Origin of the sequence: Prevotella communis (genome assembly GCF_022024175.1) — a bacterium.
GTDB lineage: Bacteria > Bacteroidota > Bacteroidia > Bacteroidales > Bacteroidaceae > Prevotella > Prevotella communis.
Genome location: NZ_CP091794.1, coordinates 169,620 through 186,838, shown reverse-complemented (window position 1 = coordinate 186,838; position 17,219 = coordinate 169,620). Strand labels below are relative to the sequence as shown.

Sequence of the window (17,219 nt, the reverse complement as noted above, 5' to 3'; positions counted from 1 at the left end):
ACAATATGAAAAAGACAATGCTTATGTTTACGCTCCTGACCTGTGCAGCTACGGTCATGGCGCAACCCCGTACGAATAACGACGGGACAGTGACCTTCCAATACAAGAACGACTCAGCAAAGAATGTGCTGGTCGATGTGCAGTTTGCCGGTCGCAAAGAGATGACGCGCGGTGCCGACGGCACATGGTCGGTCACCCTTGGTCCTGCAGCCCCCGATATGTATCCTTATTGCTTTATCGTGGACGGTATCAGCGTGATGGACCCCATGAATCCTCAGTATTTCCCCAACGAAGGTTTCAAGAACAGTCTGTTGGAGATTCCCTCACAGGGCAGTCCGCTGGCTCACGACATCCGCGATGTGGCTCACGGTCGTGTAGAATATGTACACTACTACTCTAAGAGTCTGGGGGCCACGAATAACGCTATTGTCTATCTGCCTCCTCGCTATATGGAGGACCAGCAGAAGAAATATCCCGTCTTTTACCTGATTAGTGGTACTACCGATACTGAGGAAGTTTACTATAAGGTGGGACGCGTGAACTATATCATGGATAACCTGCTGGCAGAGAACAAAGCTAAGGAGATGATTGTGGTGATGCCCTATGGTAATCCCTCAAAGCTGAAACTCCCCGATGCTCCTGATGCAGCAACGAAGGGACGTCCCGAGGCTTCTGCTCCTCAGACACGCTTCGGCGGCGACGTGTTCAGCAAGGACCTCATCAACGACCTGATGCCTTATATCGAGAAGAACTACCGTACCAAGAACGACCGCGACAGTCGCGCCATCGGTGGTTTCTCGCGTGGCGGCAACCAGGCGCTGTTTAACGGTCTGACCAATCTTGACAAGTTCTCTTATCTGTGCTCTTACAGTTCGTTCACGTCAACAGACATCCCAAATGTCTATGACAAGGCCGGCGACACCAACAAGAAACTGCATCTGTTCTGGTTGGGCGTGGGTACGGATGACTTCCTCTATGGCAATGCCCGCGACTACATGCAGTTCCTGGACGACAAGGGTATCCAGAGCGTGAAGGAGTTTACAACGGACAAGTTCGGCCACACCTGGATGAATGCCAAGTATTTCCTGGCCAAGACCCTGCCTTTGCTGTTCAACAAGAAAGCTTCCGAGGCTGCGATGAAAGCTGGACAGCCTGCTCCCGCCAAGACAGGAAAGGAACAGCAGTTCACTGCTAATGTGATGGCACGCCTGTTCCCCCGCCCCATCATCTCTCCAGAATATACCCCTGAGGGTATCACATTCCGTTTCAAGGCTCCTGAGGCCAAGAAGGTGTTGCTGGACTGCGAGATGTTGCCCGACTATCTGGACATGAAGCGCGACTCTGACGGTGTATGGAGCATCACCCTCAATGATTATCTCTTTGATACGTTCAAATACTGCTTCGTGGTTGACGGCACACCCGTTTGCGACCCCAGCAACATGTACTTATCACCTGACAAGGGCTTTAAATACAGTATTGCCGACAATCCTCATTCACCGTTCAACTTCGCTTCTCAGGGAGAGATTGAGCACGGAAAGGTGTCGTACGACTTAGACCACATGGAGGCGTGGTACACCTCGGTGATGCCTCGTACCATGACTATTCCAACGTTTATCCAATTGGTTCCCGGCGAAGGTGACACGATGGAGAGTTGGTTTAAGATTGGTGGTGCTGACGCCATTGCCGACCGTCTGGTGGCCGAGGGCAAGACGAAACCGCTGATTCTTACAACCAGTTCGCTGGACTTCATGCAGGGCGCCCAGCAGATGGGTGGGTTCAAGATGCGCACACTGCGTGCTGACGACTATCCCACATGGACACAGCGTCGCCGTGCACTCGTCAGGATGCTCCTTGAGGTAGGACGCGAACAGGCTCCTCAGTTCCCTGGCTTCGGTGGTGGCCGACCCGGAGGCTTCGGTGGCGGTGGCTTCGGAGGCGGCAGACCTGGTGGCTTCGGTGGCGGCTTTGGCGGTGGCTTTGGCGGTCCCCAATAAATAAAAATATGTAATAATAGAAATATGAAACCATTAAAAACTTTTTTTGCTGGCTCGCTCATGGTCTGTCTTTCTGCGACAGCCATGGCGCAGCCACAGGTATATGACCAGGAGAACACAGGCAGCCGTTATGCATTGAAGAAATTCAAGGCACCTGAGAAATTACCCGTTATCCGCGAACTGCCTAACGCCCTTGAGGGGGTCAAGAACTTCGAGGACTGGGAGCGTCGCCGCAACGAGATTGGCTCGCTCATCCAGCACTACGGCATTGGTGAGAAACCAGCAGTAAAGGCTAACCAGGTGAAGGCACGTATGATGGGCGACACGCTGATAGTCGATGTCACCGTTGGTAAAGAGACGCTGACACTCAAGTCGCAGATTCGCTATCCGAAGGTTGGGCAGCCCCCCTATGCGCTGATGATTGGCACGGATATGATAGCGCTGCCCCGTCAGCTTTTCGACGACAGGCCTATCGCCACGACAACGTTCTCGTCGGCACAGGTCAATGACTATAAACAGTTTGGCAAGCATCATGACCGCGGCGAGCACAACTTCGACCGTCTGTATCCTAAACTGAAGAATAATGGTGCCTATAGCGAATGGGCCTGGGGCATGAGCCGACTGATTGACGGTCTGCAGCAACTGGGTCCGGAGGTGACGAAGATCGACACCCGTCGTATTGGCGTCACGGGCTGTTCTTACGCAGGAAAGATGGCACTCTACTGCGGTGCCTTCGATGAGCGCATCGCCCTGACTATCGCACAGGAGCCTGGCGGAGGCGGTGCTGCCGCCTGGCGCAAATCGCATGAGTTAACGTTGGCTGGCAAGAATCTGGAGGATATCGACAAGACCGACTACCACTGGTTCCTGGAGAGTCAGAAGGAGAACTTCCATGGCGACAGCGTTTACCGTCTGCCCTACGACCAGCACGAGCTCTGTGCAATGGTTTGTCCACGCGCCCTGCTGTTGCTGGGTAATCCCGACTACGAATGGCTGGCCGACCCCTCTATGAAGGTTTCTGCCGAGGCAGCCCAGAAGGTATGGGAGAAATTCGGCATTGCCGACCGTATGGGCTGTGACATCATCGGTGGTCACGGTCACTGTCAGTTGCCTCAGATTCAGTATCCCATCGTACAGGCTTATATCGACAAATATCTCTTGGACGGTAAGCCCTGGAGCAAAGGTGGTTTCGAGACCAAGCGCTACCGTAACCTCTTTGCCGAAGTTGGCCATAGTCGTGAGGAGGTTGACAAAAAACTACAGGAAGTCTTCAACGACGTGTTCTACGGTCCCAACAAAGTCTATTTCGAGGTAGGCGACTCCATGGGCTACATCTCGGATATCAAGAACCATGATGCCCGTACAGAGGGTATGTCATACGGCATGATGATTGCCGTACAGATGGACAAGAAGGATATCTTCGACCGTCTGTGGCGCTGGAGCAAGAAATACATGCAGCATCAGGACGGTCCCCGTAAGGGTTATTTCGCCTGGAGCTGCAGGACCGACGGCACACGCAATGCCGATGGGGCAGCCAGTGATGGCGAACTCTATTATATTACCTCGCTCCTCTTTGCCTCTAACCGTTGGGGTAATGATACGGGTATCAACTACAAAGCCGAGGCACAGCATATCCTGAACTGTATCCAGCCTAAGGAATATACGCCTGAGCCACGTCCTGGCTTCGGAGGTTTCGGAGGCTTTGGTCCCCAGCAGCAAGGTCCGCAGAAGATGTACCTGATTGACCCTGAGACAAAGCTCATCACCTTTACCCCTGATGGTTTCGGCCAGCGTTTCACCGACCCCAGCTACCATATCCCTGCTTTCTATGAGGTATGGGCCAAGTGGGCCGACGACGGACGGAGCGACTATTGGATGGAATGCGCACAGAAAAGCCGTGAGTTCCTGCACAAGTGCATCAACGATACAACAGGCTTGAACGGTGACCAATGCCAATACGACGGCAGCGAGATGGAGATGATGCGATTCCCGGGCAGGCCTCAGGGACAACAGCAGAACGCAGCACCACGCAGGAATGGAAACAATAACTTCCGCTACGATTCCTGGCGCGTACCCATGAATATTGCGCTGGACTATGAATGGAGTTGTGCCGACCGCGAATGGCAACAGCAGTATGGCGAGAAGATACAGAACTTCCTCTATAGCCAGGGCATCGACAGCTTCGTAGACCAGTACCGTGTAGATGGCAGTCTGCCTGAGGGCAATGAGATTCTGCAGGCTGGCGGCTTCCGCAAACTGCGTCACAGTATAGGACTGGTAGCCACCTCTGCTGCCGCCTCTGTGCTCTGTCAGCACGACAAGAAGAAGGAATTCATCGAAGCACTGTGGAATGCTAAGCACGAGCCTTTTGAGGATGGCTACTTCGATGCCTACTATGACGGTCTGCTCCGCCTCTTCGCGTTCATGCACCTCAGTGGACAGTATCAGGTGATTTTCCCCACAAACGACAAGAAATGAAACTCTGCATTTTCTGTTCCGCCAACCAGGATATCGACCCCGAGTTCTTCACAATGACAGAAGAACTCGGGCGTTGGGCGGCGCGGAATGGCCATTCCATTGTCTTTGGAGGTCATGACGCCGGTTTGATGCATGCCGTAAGCAAGGCAGCAAAAGAGGCTGGAGGACAAGTCATCGGCGTCGTTCCACGCAAAATAGAGGAGATGGGACGACTCAGTCCCTATCTGGACGTACATATCCCAACAGAAAACCTAACGGACCGCAAAGACCTGATGATGCTACAGGGTGATGCTTTTATCATCCTTCCTGGCGGCATCGGCACACTCGACGAACTCTTTACCGTGGCAGCAGCGGCTACCCTTCAGTTTCATCAGAAGCCTATCATACTCTGGAACATGAAAGGCTTCTGGGATTCCCTTATCAATTGCATGGATGATTTACAACAGAAAGGGGTCATTCGCGGGCACTGGCAGGACTACATTTTTGTAGTCACAAAATTAACCGAAATCGAACAAAAACTTTCCAAATAGTTACTTTTCCGTTGATAAAAACGAAAAAATGACGCAAAATAGCGCATTTTTTTTGAAATTTTATTGAAATAACGGAAAAAAGTATTACTTTTGCACGCTCAACCATTAAATCTGGTAAAAGTAGTAAATCAAAAACAAAGTAAAAAGATTGATTTTTTAGCAATTTATGGAAAAAAGACTAACAGTTTTCCTGACGGCCTTATTACTCTCAATCGGAGTAGCATTCGCACAGAACAAGATAACAGGAACTGTGATGCAGGATGACGGCGAACCCGCGATCGGTGCTACAGTGAAGGTTGTAGGAAACAACAATGGTGTCGTTACCAACGTAGACGGAAAGTTCACAATCGATGTACCTTCCGGAAAAAAACTCGAATTTAGTTATATCGGTTACGTAACTAAGAGACTTGCCCCAAAGAATGGCATGAAGGTCACGATGACTCAAGACTCTAAGGTTATCGAAGAGGTTGTGGTAACTGGTATGCAGAAACAGGACAAGCGTCTGTTTACAGGTGCTGCCACCAAGATTGATGCTGAGAAAGCAAAGATTGACGGTGTGGCCGATATCTCACGTTCTCTGGAAGGACGTGTAGCCGGTGTGTCTGTACAGAACGTATCTGGTACCTTTGGTACTGCGCCCAAGATTCGTGTGCGTGGTGCTACTTCTATCTATGGTGCCTCAAAGCCCCTGTGGGTTGTTGACGGCGTCGTAATGGAAGATGTTACCGAGGTAGACGCAGACGCCTTGTCAAGTGGTGACGCCAATACCCTGATTTCAAGTGCCATTGCCGGACTGAACGCCGACGACATCGAGTCATTCCAGGTTTTGAAGGATGGTAGTGCTACCTCTATATATGGTGCGCGCGCGATGGGTGGTGTGATTGTCGTAACCACCAAGAAAGGTAAGGCCGGACAGTCACATATCAGCTATACAGGTGAGTTCACCATGCGTTTGAAGCCCAGCTACTCACAGTTCAACATCATGAACTCTCAGGAGCAGATGAGCACATACAGAGAGATGTACAACGCCGGTTGGCTGACATTCTCTGACACCTACCGCGGTTCAGAGAGCGGTGTTTACGGTAAGATGTACCAGTTGATGAACACCTACGATTCCGCCACGGGACAGTTCCTCCTGCCCAATACCGACGAGGCTATGTATGCCTACCTGCAGGAAGCTGAGTTCCGCAACACCAACTGGTTTGACGAGCTCTTCTCAACAAGTATCTCACAGAACCACTCTATCTCAATGTCTTCAGGTACCGATAAGGCTCAGTACTATACTTCATTCTCTGTGATGAACGATCCAGGATGGACTGAGCGCAGCAAGGTGCAGCGTTACACAGCAAACATCAACGCGCTCTATAACCTGTCAAAGAAACTCTCTTTGAACCTGATTGGCAATGCTGCCTATCGTAAACAGGAGGCTCCGGGTACCACCAACCAAAGCGCTGACCCCGTGTCAGGACAGGTAACTCGTGACTTCGACATCAACCCTTATTCGTATGCTATCAACACGAGTCGTGCGCTGGATCCTAATACATTCTATACACGTAACTATGCTCCCTTCAATATCCATAACGAGTTGGCCAACAACTACATGGATCTTGACGTGGTGAACCTGAAGTTCCAGGCTGAACTGAAATACAAGCCCATCCGTCAGTTGGAGCTGGCTGCATTGGGAGCCTACAACTATTCTGTGGCTACCCGCACACACATGATCAAGGAGAACTCAAACCAGTCTATGGCTTTCCGTGCCATGGACGATGCCACCATGCGTGACAACAACCCCTTCCTCTATCAGGATCCCGATGTGCCCAACTCACTGAAATACTCTGTATTGCCAGAGGGTGGTTTCTACCGCACATACAAGAACGTGATGAACAGTAAGAACTTCCGCGCTACCGCAAGCTATAACGATGCCTTCGGACAGGAAGAAGAGCATATCGTCAATGTCTTCGGTGGTATGGAGGTCAACGATATTGAGCGTAACGCTAACTATTTCAACGGTGTAGGCATGCAGTACGAGATGGGTATGCTCGGTGCTTATGATTACCACTTCTTCAAGCAGGCTAGCGAGGAGAACAACATGTACTACGAGGTAAGCAACAACTACGAGCGTAATGTCGCCTTCTTCGGCACAGCCACCTACTCATGGAAGCATCGCTACACCATCACCCCAACCGTACGTTACGAGGGTAGCAACCAGTTGGGCCGTAGCCTCAAAGCACGCTGGCTGCCTACTTGGAATATCTCTGGTGCTTGGAATGCACATGAGGAGTCTTGGTTTGCCGATACCTTCAAGAACATCCTGAACCATGCTACACTGCGTTTGTCATACTCTCTGACTGGCGACAAGCCTGCTGTCAACAATGCCATGGTTATCATTGAGAGTGTGAACCCCTGGCGTCCCTTCGCTTCCGACAAGGAGACAGCGCTTGACATTCAGCAGTTTGGCAACCCCGACCTGACATACGAGAAGAAGCACGAGTTTAACGTAGGTGTTGACCTCGGTTTGCTGAACAACCGCATCAACGTGACCTTCGACTGGTGGATGCGTAACAACTTCGACCTGATTGGTCCTCGCATGACAACGGGTGTTGGCGGCGCTATTACCAAGTATGCCAACGTGGCTACAATGAAATCACACGGTGAGGAGCTGAGCATCTCAACCAAGAACATTGTGGCTGGTGATTTCAAGTGGAACACCGATTTCATTTTCTCACACAACAAGACTGAGGTAACCGACCTGGATTCCCGTAGTCCTATCTACTATCTCACCGGTCAGTACCAGCGTAATGGTTTCACGATGGTGGGCTATCCCTACCGTGCCCTCTGGAGCATTGACTTCCAGGGACTTGACGAACATGGTCTTCCCACATTCATCAACCAGGACGGTAACCTGACAACAAGTGATCACGACTTCCAGTCTTACGCACTCGATCACCTGGTTTATGAAGGTCCTACGGATCCCACCATCACCGGTTCACTGGGTAACACCTTTACATATAAGAACCTCCACCTGAATGTATTTGCTTCATATTCATTTGGCAATGTCGTTCGCCTTGACCCCGTATTCAGGTCAAGCTACAGCGATTTGGATGCTATGCCTAAGGAGTTTAATGACCGCTGGGTAGTAGGTGGCGACGAACTGAAGACCAACATCCCCGTTCTGGCAGACCGTCGTATGAACCAGGCAGACCCTTATCTGAGCTATGCCTATAACGCTTACAACTATTCTACGGCTCGTATTGCCAAGGGTGACTTCATTCGTATGAAGGAGATTTCGCTCTCTTACGATGTGCCCGCCTCATGGATAAACCCATTGGGTATCAACTCACTCAACCTGAAGTTGCAGGGTACCAACCTGTTCCTGATCTATTCTGACAGCAAACTCAACGGTCAGGATCCCGAGTTCTTCAACACAGGTGGTGTAGCCGTTCCTATGGCTCGCCAGTTCACCTTCACGCTCCGTGCCGGACTGTAAAGGAATCGACAAATGATAATTGATAATTGAAAAGAAGATTATGATTAAGATAAATAAACTAACGCCTGCACTTCTGTTATTCAGCATAGCAGTTACCTCATGTAACGACTACCTGGACAAACTGCCCGATGACCGTGCTATCATAGATTCAAAAACAAAGGTGTCTAAACTCATCACCTCAGCTTATCCTACGGTGAGCACCATCCTGGTATCGGAAATATCATCAGACAACGTTACCGACAACGGAAAGAAATACAGCACACTTCCTCAGGTGGACGAGATGTATCGTTTCAAGACCATTACAGCCAGCGATATTGACTGTCCTCGTAACCTTTGGAATGGCTACTACGAAGCAGTGGCTACAGCCAACGAAGCTCTTCAGGCTATTAACGACATGGGTAATACCGATGATTTGAAAGCCCAGCGTGGCGAGGCCCTGTTGTGCCGCGCTTTCAGCATGTTCCAGATGAGCACCGTGTTCTGCATGGCATACGACTCACTCAAGGCCGACAAGTATCTTGGTCTGCCCTACCCTCTGGAGCCAGAGCAGTCTGTAAATACCCATTACGAACGCGGCACACTGGCTGAACTCTATAAGCATATCAATGCTGATATTGAGGAGGCTCTGCCACTGATTGACGATGCCGCTTACGACATTCCCAAATATCACTTCAACACCAAGGCTGCTTATGCCTTTGCCGCTCGTTTCAACCTCTACTATCAGAATTGGGACAAGGTGATTGAATATGCAACCAAGGCCCTGGGTGGTTCTCCTATAGACTGTCTGCGCCAGCGTGAACCCTATAATACCGCAGCCGGTGTTGACGACTATTTCAATATGTATATCCAGTCAAGTCAGCCCTGTAACTTCCTGATGGGTCCCGCTTATTCTATCGCTGCCCGTGTACTGGATGGTGGTTATCTGCGCTACGCCCACAATATGACCGTACTGAGTTACGACACCTACTGGGCTTATTCTCCCTGGAATCCCTCAACGGCCACATCAGGCAGCAGTCTGCTTTGGTCGGCTCACAGTCTGTATGGTAACAACAACATCGTCAGGGAACCAAAGCTGGAAGAGATTTTTGAATATACCGACAAGGTAAACGGCATCGGCTATGTACATATTGTCGATGTACTCTTCACCGGCGACGAGACCATCTTGTGTCGTGCAGAGGCTTACGCTCATAAGAAGGAGTATACAAAAGCCCTGGCTGATATGAACACATGGGCTGAAGCCAACCTAGAGAAATCGTATGGCAGTACAACCCGCAAGAGTTTCACTGAAAGTAGCGTAAATGCTTTCATGAACAGCATCAAGTATGCTGCCGTTCACCCTGCGAGCGAGTTTGAGAGAAGCATCAAGAAGACACTCCATCCCCAGGGCTTCACCGTTGAGGCAGGCACTCAGGAGAATCTGATTCAGCTGATTCTTTATATGCGCCGTGTCACCAACATGCTCCAAGGCCTGCGTTTCATGGACCTGAAGCGTTATGGTATTGAGTATGAACACTACATAGAGGACGAGGATCCTCTTACATTTACTGCCGGTGACCTGCGTGGTGCCATCCAGTTGCCTGCCGACGTCATTGCGGCTGGTCTGCAGGCTAACCCCCGCACCACAGACGACCTCTCTGGCAATGGTGCTGAGCATATGACAGGACAGAACCCTGACCTGAACAAGCCCAACACCTCGAAAATGTATAATGAAAGAGTCTATTAATTATTTTCATGATGAACAACAAGATGAAAAAGATATCATATTTTCTGATTGGATGTGCTATAGCACTGGGCTTTACAGCTTGCTCTTCTGACGACGAGCCCAAGCAGCCAAGCATCTTTGCCAACGATTTGAAGACCGATTCGGCTGATTTTGACCGCTGGTTGCGTAAAAATTATATGGACCCTTACAACATCCATATTATCTACCGTTATCAGGACGATGAGACTGACCAGAAATACAACGTGATTCCCGCCAAGATGGAAAACGTCAAGGCACTGGCCAAGATGATGAAACATATTTGGATTGACGCTTACAAAGAGGTGGTAGGTGCAGATTTCATCAAGAGCTACAGCCCACGTATTTTCCAGTACATCGGCTCTGCTGAGTATCGCAGCGATGGTGCAATGGTGCTGGGTACCGCTGAAGGTGGTTTGAAGATTACGCTGTTCCGCGTCAACGCGATGGACATTGACAATATCTTCATTGACAGTATCAGTCCATTCCCCAATTCTGCTGCTGTGCCCATTGATATGAACTACTGGTTCTTCCACACGATGCACCACGAGTTCCTGCATATCCTGCAGCAGACCAAGAGCTATCCTATGGAATTCAATACAGTTTCTGCCGGCAAGTATCATGCTAACGACTGGATTAACGTGAAAGATGAGGAAGCTCCCCTTGAAGGCTTCGTTACGGGTTATGCCAGCGGTGAGGCTCGTGAGGATATGGCAGAAATCTATGCCACATACGTCACACATACTCCTGAAGCTTGGGAGAAAGTTCTGAAAGCTGGCGAGAAAGGCAGCGATAAGACAGGACGTGAGGCCATCGAGAAGAAGCTGGAGATCATCAAGAAATACATGAAAGAATCATGGGGATTCGAACTCGACGATCTGCGTACGGTTGTACTGCGCCGCTCTCACGAGGTATTGGAAATGGATTTAAGAACACTTGACTAATCAGAAGGAGGAAACAATATATGATGAAGATACTATTAAAAGCAACTCTGCTGCTGGCAGCGCTGACTGTTTATACATCCTGCAGTGACGACAACGACTTGAAGAGTCCTTCCGAACGTCTGCAAGAGGCCACAGCCAAATATATGGATATCCTGACATCAGCTCCTAACGGATGGGCCATGACCATGTATGGAGACCTGGATTTCGGAGGCTTCAACGTATTGTGCAAATTCGAGAAGAACGGCAAAGTAACTATTGCCAACGAGAAGTTTGCTGCAGATACGACAGCTGTCAGCCACTTCAAACTGGAACAGAGTAGCGGGGTCGTCTTGTCGTTCGACGAATACTGTGAACTCTTCCACTACTTCTCTGACCCTGTCAACAACGATGGTTACAACAGTCAGACAGAGAACGGCTTTGGCGCCGACCTGGAGTTCCGTATCATCTCAGCATCTGCTGACTCAGTAGTGATGCGCGGTAAGAAGCACGACACCAAGATCGTGATGACACCACTTACCGATGACACCACAGAAATCACAGACTCTGTATGGGCCAAATACCTCAGAGAGGTTGCCGCCGTTGCAAAAGTCATGCAGAAAGGTAGCTACCACATGATTCTTGGCAATGACAGCATTAAAATGAAAGCCAACCGACGTAACCGCGTGTTAAGTTATACTACTACTGATGAAGAAGGTAACCGTCTTACAAAGAAATTGCCTTATATCATCACTCCAAACGGTATAACATTATACGAAACCTTCAACTTTAAAGGCGAAAAGGTGAATGGCTTCCGCTATGCATCTGATACAGATACCTACAAACAGGAAGGTACAGGTAACATTACACTGGAGAAATTCACGCCAACACTCTGCGAACAATTAGTTGACGGTATCTGGTATCTTACAACAGAAGAGTTAGGCTCTTTTGCTAAGCCACGCTGGAATCAGTTCCGCAATGGCCTTCTCTCTTTTGGTAAAGCCTATAACCAGGAACTGGTCATCAGATATGCCGTTTTCGGAACGATGCGTAACCGCTTCGGTTTAACCGTAGGTCCTGTTGACAAAGCAAGTCCCTATTCTGTCTTTGTATCAGAATGTTATTTCGACTATAAGGAGAAGAGTAACGATGAGATTGAGGTATGGTTCAATGGTGAATTCGACGAACTTGGAAACGCCGAGGTATTCTATCCAAATAAGGACGGTGCGCGTATGCAATATGCCGTACAGACTTTTGGTGAAAGCAAAACAAACAGCCGTACTTTCAAGATTGAAACCGACAACATCAAGGAGCCAACGTATCTGAAACTCATAGATCAGAAAACATCAGGTAATTACATGAAACTAATGGCAGAACCTGTCTACTTCCCATTCGGTGACGGTCCTGAACAGCAATAACTAACTAGATAATCAACTCTTTATTATTTACATTAAATTATTTAATTATGAAAAAGTTTTTACTCTTAACACTTGCCGCAGCCACTGTTACTGTAGTAATGGCTCAGCAGAAAGCAAACTTACCGAAGTCACCGGTAGAGAACCTAGTGAAGAAAAATACCAATAAGGCATTCAACACAAAGGTTGTGAATCTTGACAACACAATTACCCTGAAGCAGCTCAAGGCTGATTTCGCAAAGGCACAGACATCAAAGAGAGCTGCAGACGACAACGGCGAGCAAGGTATTTCAGAGCAAGTATATGTCATCAACGACTTTATGGGTGTCACTCAGAAGAACATGTTCTCTGAGATCAAATACTATGTTGCTGACAAAAAAGCCTATCTGTCTCTGTATGGCTTGGATTATATGGAAGGAACTGTTGAGACAGCAAGCAATAAGTACAGTTCAATGGGTGCCGACTCTATCACCTTCAATCTCGGCACAGTAGGTTTTGAGAGCAAGAATGGCAAGTTTGTTTACGGCGCTGCAACTGTTGCAATGACCAAAACAGCCATCACAGCTACAAGAAACGACATGACGACCATCGGTGCATATTACTTTGCAGAGAATAAGGAATTGTACATCCCTGCTTTGTCAATGAATCATTTCATCGCTATTTTCAATGAGAACGGCGAAAACCCCACCGCACCCGTTGCTGGTACACTGATTGCTAATCCTGACATTCAGCCTGCATCAAACATCAACAAATATGTCTCTAAGGCTACATGGACAGCCAAAGAAATGAGCTATAATTCACAAACAAACCAAGTGGAAACAAAAGACCTTGCTGGTGGCGATGCCCATGTATACCTTGCTTACGATGGCTATTATGTAAGCGGCATCTATCCTGCAAGTTTAGGATTGGATGATGCTTGGGTGTTCATGGAGAAATCTGATGATGGAACTCAAGTTACAATCAGTGCTGATCAGGTACTTGGTACAGTAGCATTCTATGTAGACGAAGCAAGAACGACTACTGATGAGGTAATATTCACTCCTGTAAGTCTCTTAACTGACTACAGCAATTGGGCTGATGGTGAAGCTTCTGTGCTGTTTATTGAGGATGATGCGAAAACAGAGACTACCACTATTTCCAGCGACGGAATGACATCTGTAAGCCTCTATGGTTGGAGCAAGACAAAAGATCTTGCAGGTACTTGGTTCGACATGACCGACTTGGCCATCACCATCACTTACGAACTTGACGGTATCAATGAGGTTAAGACTACACGCAGCAATTCTGACGTAACTTACAACATGGCTGGTCAGCGCATTAGCAAAGACTATAAGGGCCTTGTTATCCGCAACGGTAAGAAGTTCATCAAGAAGTAATTTCATTAACATATTATATAAAAGGGGAAATCTCGTCAGGGATTTCCCTTTTTTCTTGGCATATTGGATTTTTATTCGTAATTTTGCAGTCCAAAGGTAAAAAGACTAATGAAAAGACTTACTCTGATAATGACTGCAATGCTGTTTGCAGCAGCGCGACTAATGGCAATCCCTGCCAATCCAAAATCCGTTGACATACCACAACCCGATGGCACCATCATCACCCTGCTGACGCATGGCGATGAGTTCCGTCATTTCATGACAACATCCGATGGCTTCACCGTAGTGAAAGGCGAAGACGGTTTCTACCGCTATGCCGACAAAGGTGCAGATGGTCAACTGAAAGCCACAAACACCATTGCAAGAAATATCGCTGAGCGTGATGAGAGTCATCTCTCCTTTCTGGCAAATCGCAAAAAGATGATTTCTCCGGAGATGACCTCATACCAGAAAGAGATGAAGGCCCGTGCTCTGCAGATGCAAAGAGACTATACGTCATTAGGCAAGCGTATGAACAGGGCAGGCATGCTATGGGATCCCATTGACTATAGCACGTTCAAGGGACTGGTCATCCTCGTGGAGTTCAGTGACCGCAAATTCTCTCTTGACGATCCTAAATCCTTCTATCAGCGACTTACCAACGAGAAAAACCTCCATGACACATCACGTGAGTATTACCCCGTGGATGTCACCGGCAGTGCACGCGACTATTTCTACGATAACTCTCTAGGTATTTTCGACCCTACATTTAACGTGGTGGGACCTGTGCAGATCAACGTGAAATCAACTGATATAGGAGGAAACAAAGTTAGTCCTGCCACCATGGCCAATGTCTTCAAGAAAGTATTCGCCAAAATTGACAGTGAAGTAGATTTCAGCGAATATGACCTCGACAATAACGGCTATATCGACATGTGCTATTTCATCTTTGCCGGCTATGGCAGTTATGTTCCAGGTAATAACGAAAACTACTTATGGCCGCACGCCAATGATTTATCCCACATAGCAAGATCCTATGGCCTTCGCTATGACAAAAAATATTTTGGCCGCTATGCTTGCAGCGTGGAACTTCAGGATGAGGAAGCATACGCCGACCGGCATCAATATCTGGACGGTATAGGCACTATGTGCCATGAGTTCAGTCACGTACTGGGCCTTGCAGATCACTATGATGTAGACTATGAGGAAAACGGAGAGTCTGAGCATCCTGGGGTATGGGACATCATGTCGGGAGGCAGTTATCTCAATAATGGAATAACCCCTGCTGGCTATAATGCCTTTGAACGCTATGTACTAGGCTTTGCCACGCCTGCAGAGATAAATGCGGAAGGCAACTACACGCTTAATCCATTCGACACATCCAACGAGTGCCTTATCCTTCAATCAGGAACACAGGATGAGCTTTTCTTCATTGAGAACCGCCAACTGCAGGGTTGGGATAGCTACCTGCCAGGCCACGGCATGCTGGTATGGCGTGCAGATTTATCAGACTCCTATGTCTGGGAGAATAATTTGGTGAACGTAACCCCTGACAACATGCATTTCGAACTACTCAACGCGGCTCCTGGCAGAAGTCTTGAAACAGCCTATGCGCCATTCCCTGGCAATGGCAATGTCTGTGACCTGACTACAGACGCTCAACCTGCTCTCGTCTCATCAAAACGAACGTATGCACCATTCAATCTGTATGACATCACCGAGTCGGCCGATGGCGTGATTTCCTTCGAGGCCACGAAAGAACTGAAATACAAGCGCCTGACAGAAGATTTCGAAATGATGGACGTCACCACAGCTGATGCTACTGATGGGAAAGGCGTCTTCTGCAACTGGAATCTCAATAATGCCGTTGTAGAATGGCTCACCGATACCTATGGAAACGGTCAGCAGGCAGTAAAGGTAAAACGCAACGGCACCCTTGAGAGTTCTCCCCTGCCCTTTACCCTGCGCAACCTATCCTTCCAGGTATGGAGTGAGAATTACCAGACACGTGTCACCACGAGATACAAGGTCGAGAATTCGAGCTCATGGACCATCATCCCCAGCAACAACGGCAAGAGCACTGAGATTATCTCTCCCAACTCCACCGCCACCCTCAGCTACAACATGGTGATTCCCAAGGGATATCAGATACAGATATTCGTACAAGGCGGCAACGCAGCCACGGTAGCCCACATCGATGATATCACCGTGAGTATCAAGGATGATGATGCGAATACCGATGCCATAGAAAGCATTCAGGTTGCACATCGCGACAATTCGCAGATATACAACCTGAATGGCCAGAAGGTTGGCAACCACTATCGTGGCATTATCATACGCAATGGCAAGAAGCACCTTATGAGATAGGGTGCTCTGCTATTGCCCGTGCAAAATCCTCGTCAACATAGTTGTTCAAGCTCTTGCACACATTGGCAGAGAACTGCATAGCGCAGGCTATCACGTTGTCCCATTGTTTCTCCGTCAACCCGTTGGTCATCTGCTCACGGGTGATATTATATTTCACAAGACCATAGATAAAGCCAGCATTAAAGTTATCACCAGCACCAATGGTACTCACCACATTGTCGTTCTTCTGGATGGGATACTGCTTCTTGAAACCGTTGTCGGCACGCAGCTCCACGGGCTCTGAGCCGTTGGTGCAGATGAACTTCTTGGTATAGAACGACACCTGCGAGCGATAGATGGCGTCGGCATCGGTCTTGCGAAACATCACCTCGAAGTCTTCTGTTGAGCCGCGAAGGATGTCGGCCAACTCCAGGTTCTCGAGAATGTTGGGTGTAAGTTTCATCACCTCGTCCTTATGCGAAGAACGGAAGTTCACGTCGTAGTAGAGGATGGCGCCGTGCGACTTGGCATAGTCGAGGAAGCCATGCACCTGCGGACGAATCACAGGGTTCACAGCATAATACGATCCAAAGACCACCACGTCGTTCTCATTGACCTCAGGATAGTTGAAGTCCAGGCGGTCCTTGGGATGATCCTTATAGAAGATATACTCGGCATCGTTGCGCTCGTTGAGGAATGCCAGCGACAGGGGCGACTTCGAGTCGGGATACACCGACACCGACTTGGCATCCACGCCGTTCTCCTCGAGGAAGCTTATGATGCGGCGACCCACACGGTCGTTACCAGTCTCGCTGATAAACGATGCGTTCACGCCACAACGGCCCAACGAAATCAGGCAGTTAAACGTGCTGCCACCAGGAACAGCCGCCATGGGCTGGTCGTCCTTGAATATAATGTCGAGAACAGTCTCGCCAATACCTATTACTTTTCTCATA

Annotated in this window: 10 protein-coding genes; 9 read left to right on the top strand and 1 reads right to left on the bottom strand. The window is 48.8% G+C overall.

The features are described from left to right. Window positions 1-5 precede the first annotated feature (5 nt). From L6466_RS00770 to L6466_RS00730, 9 genes are all read left to right on the top strand, one after another. Window positions 6-1,994, top strand: a complete 1,989-nt coding sequence (locus L6466_RS00770) for an alpha/beta hydrolase-fold protein (protein ID WP_237802372.1) — start codon at window positions 6-8, stop codon at window positions 1,992-1,994. Between the two features lie 24 nt (window positions 1,995-2,018). Continuing rightward, window positions 2,019-4,472 (top strand): family 8 glycosyl hydrolase, encoded by a 2,454-nt coding sequence (locus L6466_RS00765; RefSeq protein ID WP_237802373.1) that lies wholly within the window; start codon window positions 2,019-2,021, stop codon window positions 4,470-4,472. Further along, on the top strand, window positions 4,469-5,002 hold the full coding sequence (locus L6466_RS00760) for an LOG family protein (protein WP_237802374.1): 534 nt from the start codon (window positions 4,469-4,471) through the stop codon (window positions 5,000-5,002). The genes L6466_RS00765 and L6466_RS00760 overlap by 4 nt, the downstream gene beginning before the upstream one ends. 166 nt (window positions 5,003-5,168) lie before the next feature. Then, complete coding sequence (locus L6466_RS00755) at window positions 5,169-8,489, top strand: SusC/RagA family TonB-linked outer membrane protein (RefSeq protein WP_237802375.1); 3,321 nt, start codon at window positions 5,169-5,171, stop codon at window positions 8,487-8,489. Between the two features lie 40 nt (window positions 8,490-8,529). Further along, window positions 8,530-10,212: a RagB/SusD family nutrient uptake outer membrane protein gene (locus L6466_RS00750; RefSeq protein ID WP_237802376.1), complete on the top strand. Its 1,683-nt coding sequence runs from the start codon at window positions 8,530-8,532 to the stop codon at window positions 10,210-10,212. A 23-nt stretch (window positions 10,213-10,235) separates the two neighbouring features. Further along, complete coding sequence (locus L6466_RS00745) at window positions 10,236-11,171, top strand: zinc-binding metallopeptidase (protein ID WP_237802377.1); 936 nt, start codon at window positions 10,236-10,238, stop codon at window positions 11,169-11,171. A gap of 20 nt (window positions 11,172-11,191) precedes the next feature. After that, the gene (locus L6466_RS00740) at window positions 11,192-12,565 is read left to right on the top strand and encodes a DUF4302 domain-containing protein (RefSeq protein WP_237802378.1); all 1,374 of its coding nucleotides are present in this window, start codon (window positions 11,192-11,194) and stop codon (window positions 12,563-12,565) included. A 47-nt stretch (window positions 12,566-12,612) separates the two neighbouring features. Continuing rightward, the gene (locus L6466_RS00735; RefSeq protein ID WP_237802379.1) at window positions 12,613-13,938 is read left to right on the top strand and encodes a hypothetical protein; all 1,326 of its coding nucleotides are present in this window, start codon (window positions 12,613-12,615) and stop codon (window positions 13,936-13,938) included. Between the two features lie 108 nt (window positions 13,939-14,046). After that, on the top strand, window positions 14,047-16,284 hold the full coding sequence (locus L6466_RS00730) for a M6 family metalloprotease domain-containing protein (protein ID WP_237802380.1): 2,238 nt from the start codon (window positions 14,047-14,049) through the stop codon (window positions 16,282-16,284). Here the strand turns inward: L6466_RS00730 and L6466_RS00725 are convergent. Next, on the bottom strand, window positions 16,274-17,218 hold the full coding sequence (locus L6466_RS00725; protein ID WP_091853251.1) for a carbohydrate kinase family protein: 945 nt from the start codon (window positions 17,216-17,218) through the stop codon (window positions 16,274-16,276). The two genes, L6466_RS00730 and L6466_RS00725, sit on opposite strands and share 11 nt — an antisense overlap. Window position 17,219 lies beyond the last annotated feature (1 nt).

Excerpts from the sequence above, each read along its gene's own strand:
- L6466_RS00735 (WP_237802379.1), top strand. The coding sequence starts at position 12,613 with ATGAAAAAGTTTTTACTCTTAACACTTGCCGCAGCCACTGTTACTGTA.
- L6466_RS00750 (WP_237802376.1), top strand. The coding sequence starts at position 8,530 with ATGATTAAGATAAATAAACTAACGCCTGCACTTCTGTTATTCAGCATA.
- L6466_RS00730 (WP_237802380.1), top strand. The coding sequence starts at position 14,047 with ATGAAAAGACTTACTCTGATAATGACTGCAATGCTGTTTGCAGCAGCG.
- L6466_RS00745 (WP_237802377.1), top strand. The coding sequence starts at position 10,236 with ATGAAAAAGATATCATATTTTCTGATTGGATGTGCTATAGCACTGGGC.
- L6466_RS00765 (WP_237802373.1), top strand. The coding sequence starts at position 2,019 with ATGAAACCATTAAAAACTTTTTTTGCTGGCTCGCTCATGGTCTGTCTT.
- L6466_RS00725 (WP_091853251.1), bottom strand. The coding sequence starts at position 17,218 with ATGAGAAAAGTAATAGGTATTGGCGAGACTGTTCTCGACATTATATTC.
- L6466_RS00770 (WP_237802372.1), top strand. The coding sequence starts at position 6 with ATGAAAAAGACAATGCTTATGTTTACGCTCCTGACCTGTGCAGCTACG.
- L6466_RS00740 (WP_237802378.1), top strand. The coding sequence starts at position 11,192 with ATGATGAAGATACTATTAAAAGCAACTCTGCTGCTGGCAGCGCTGACT.
- L6466_RS00760 (WP_237802374.1), top strand. The coding sequence starts at position 4,469 with ATGAAACTCTGCATTTTCTGTTCCGCCAACCAGGATATCGACCCCGAG.
- L6466_RS00755 (WP_237802375.1), top strand. The coding sequence starts at position 5,169 with ATGGAAAAAAGACTAACAGTTTTCCTGACGGCCTTATTACTCTCAATC.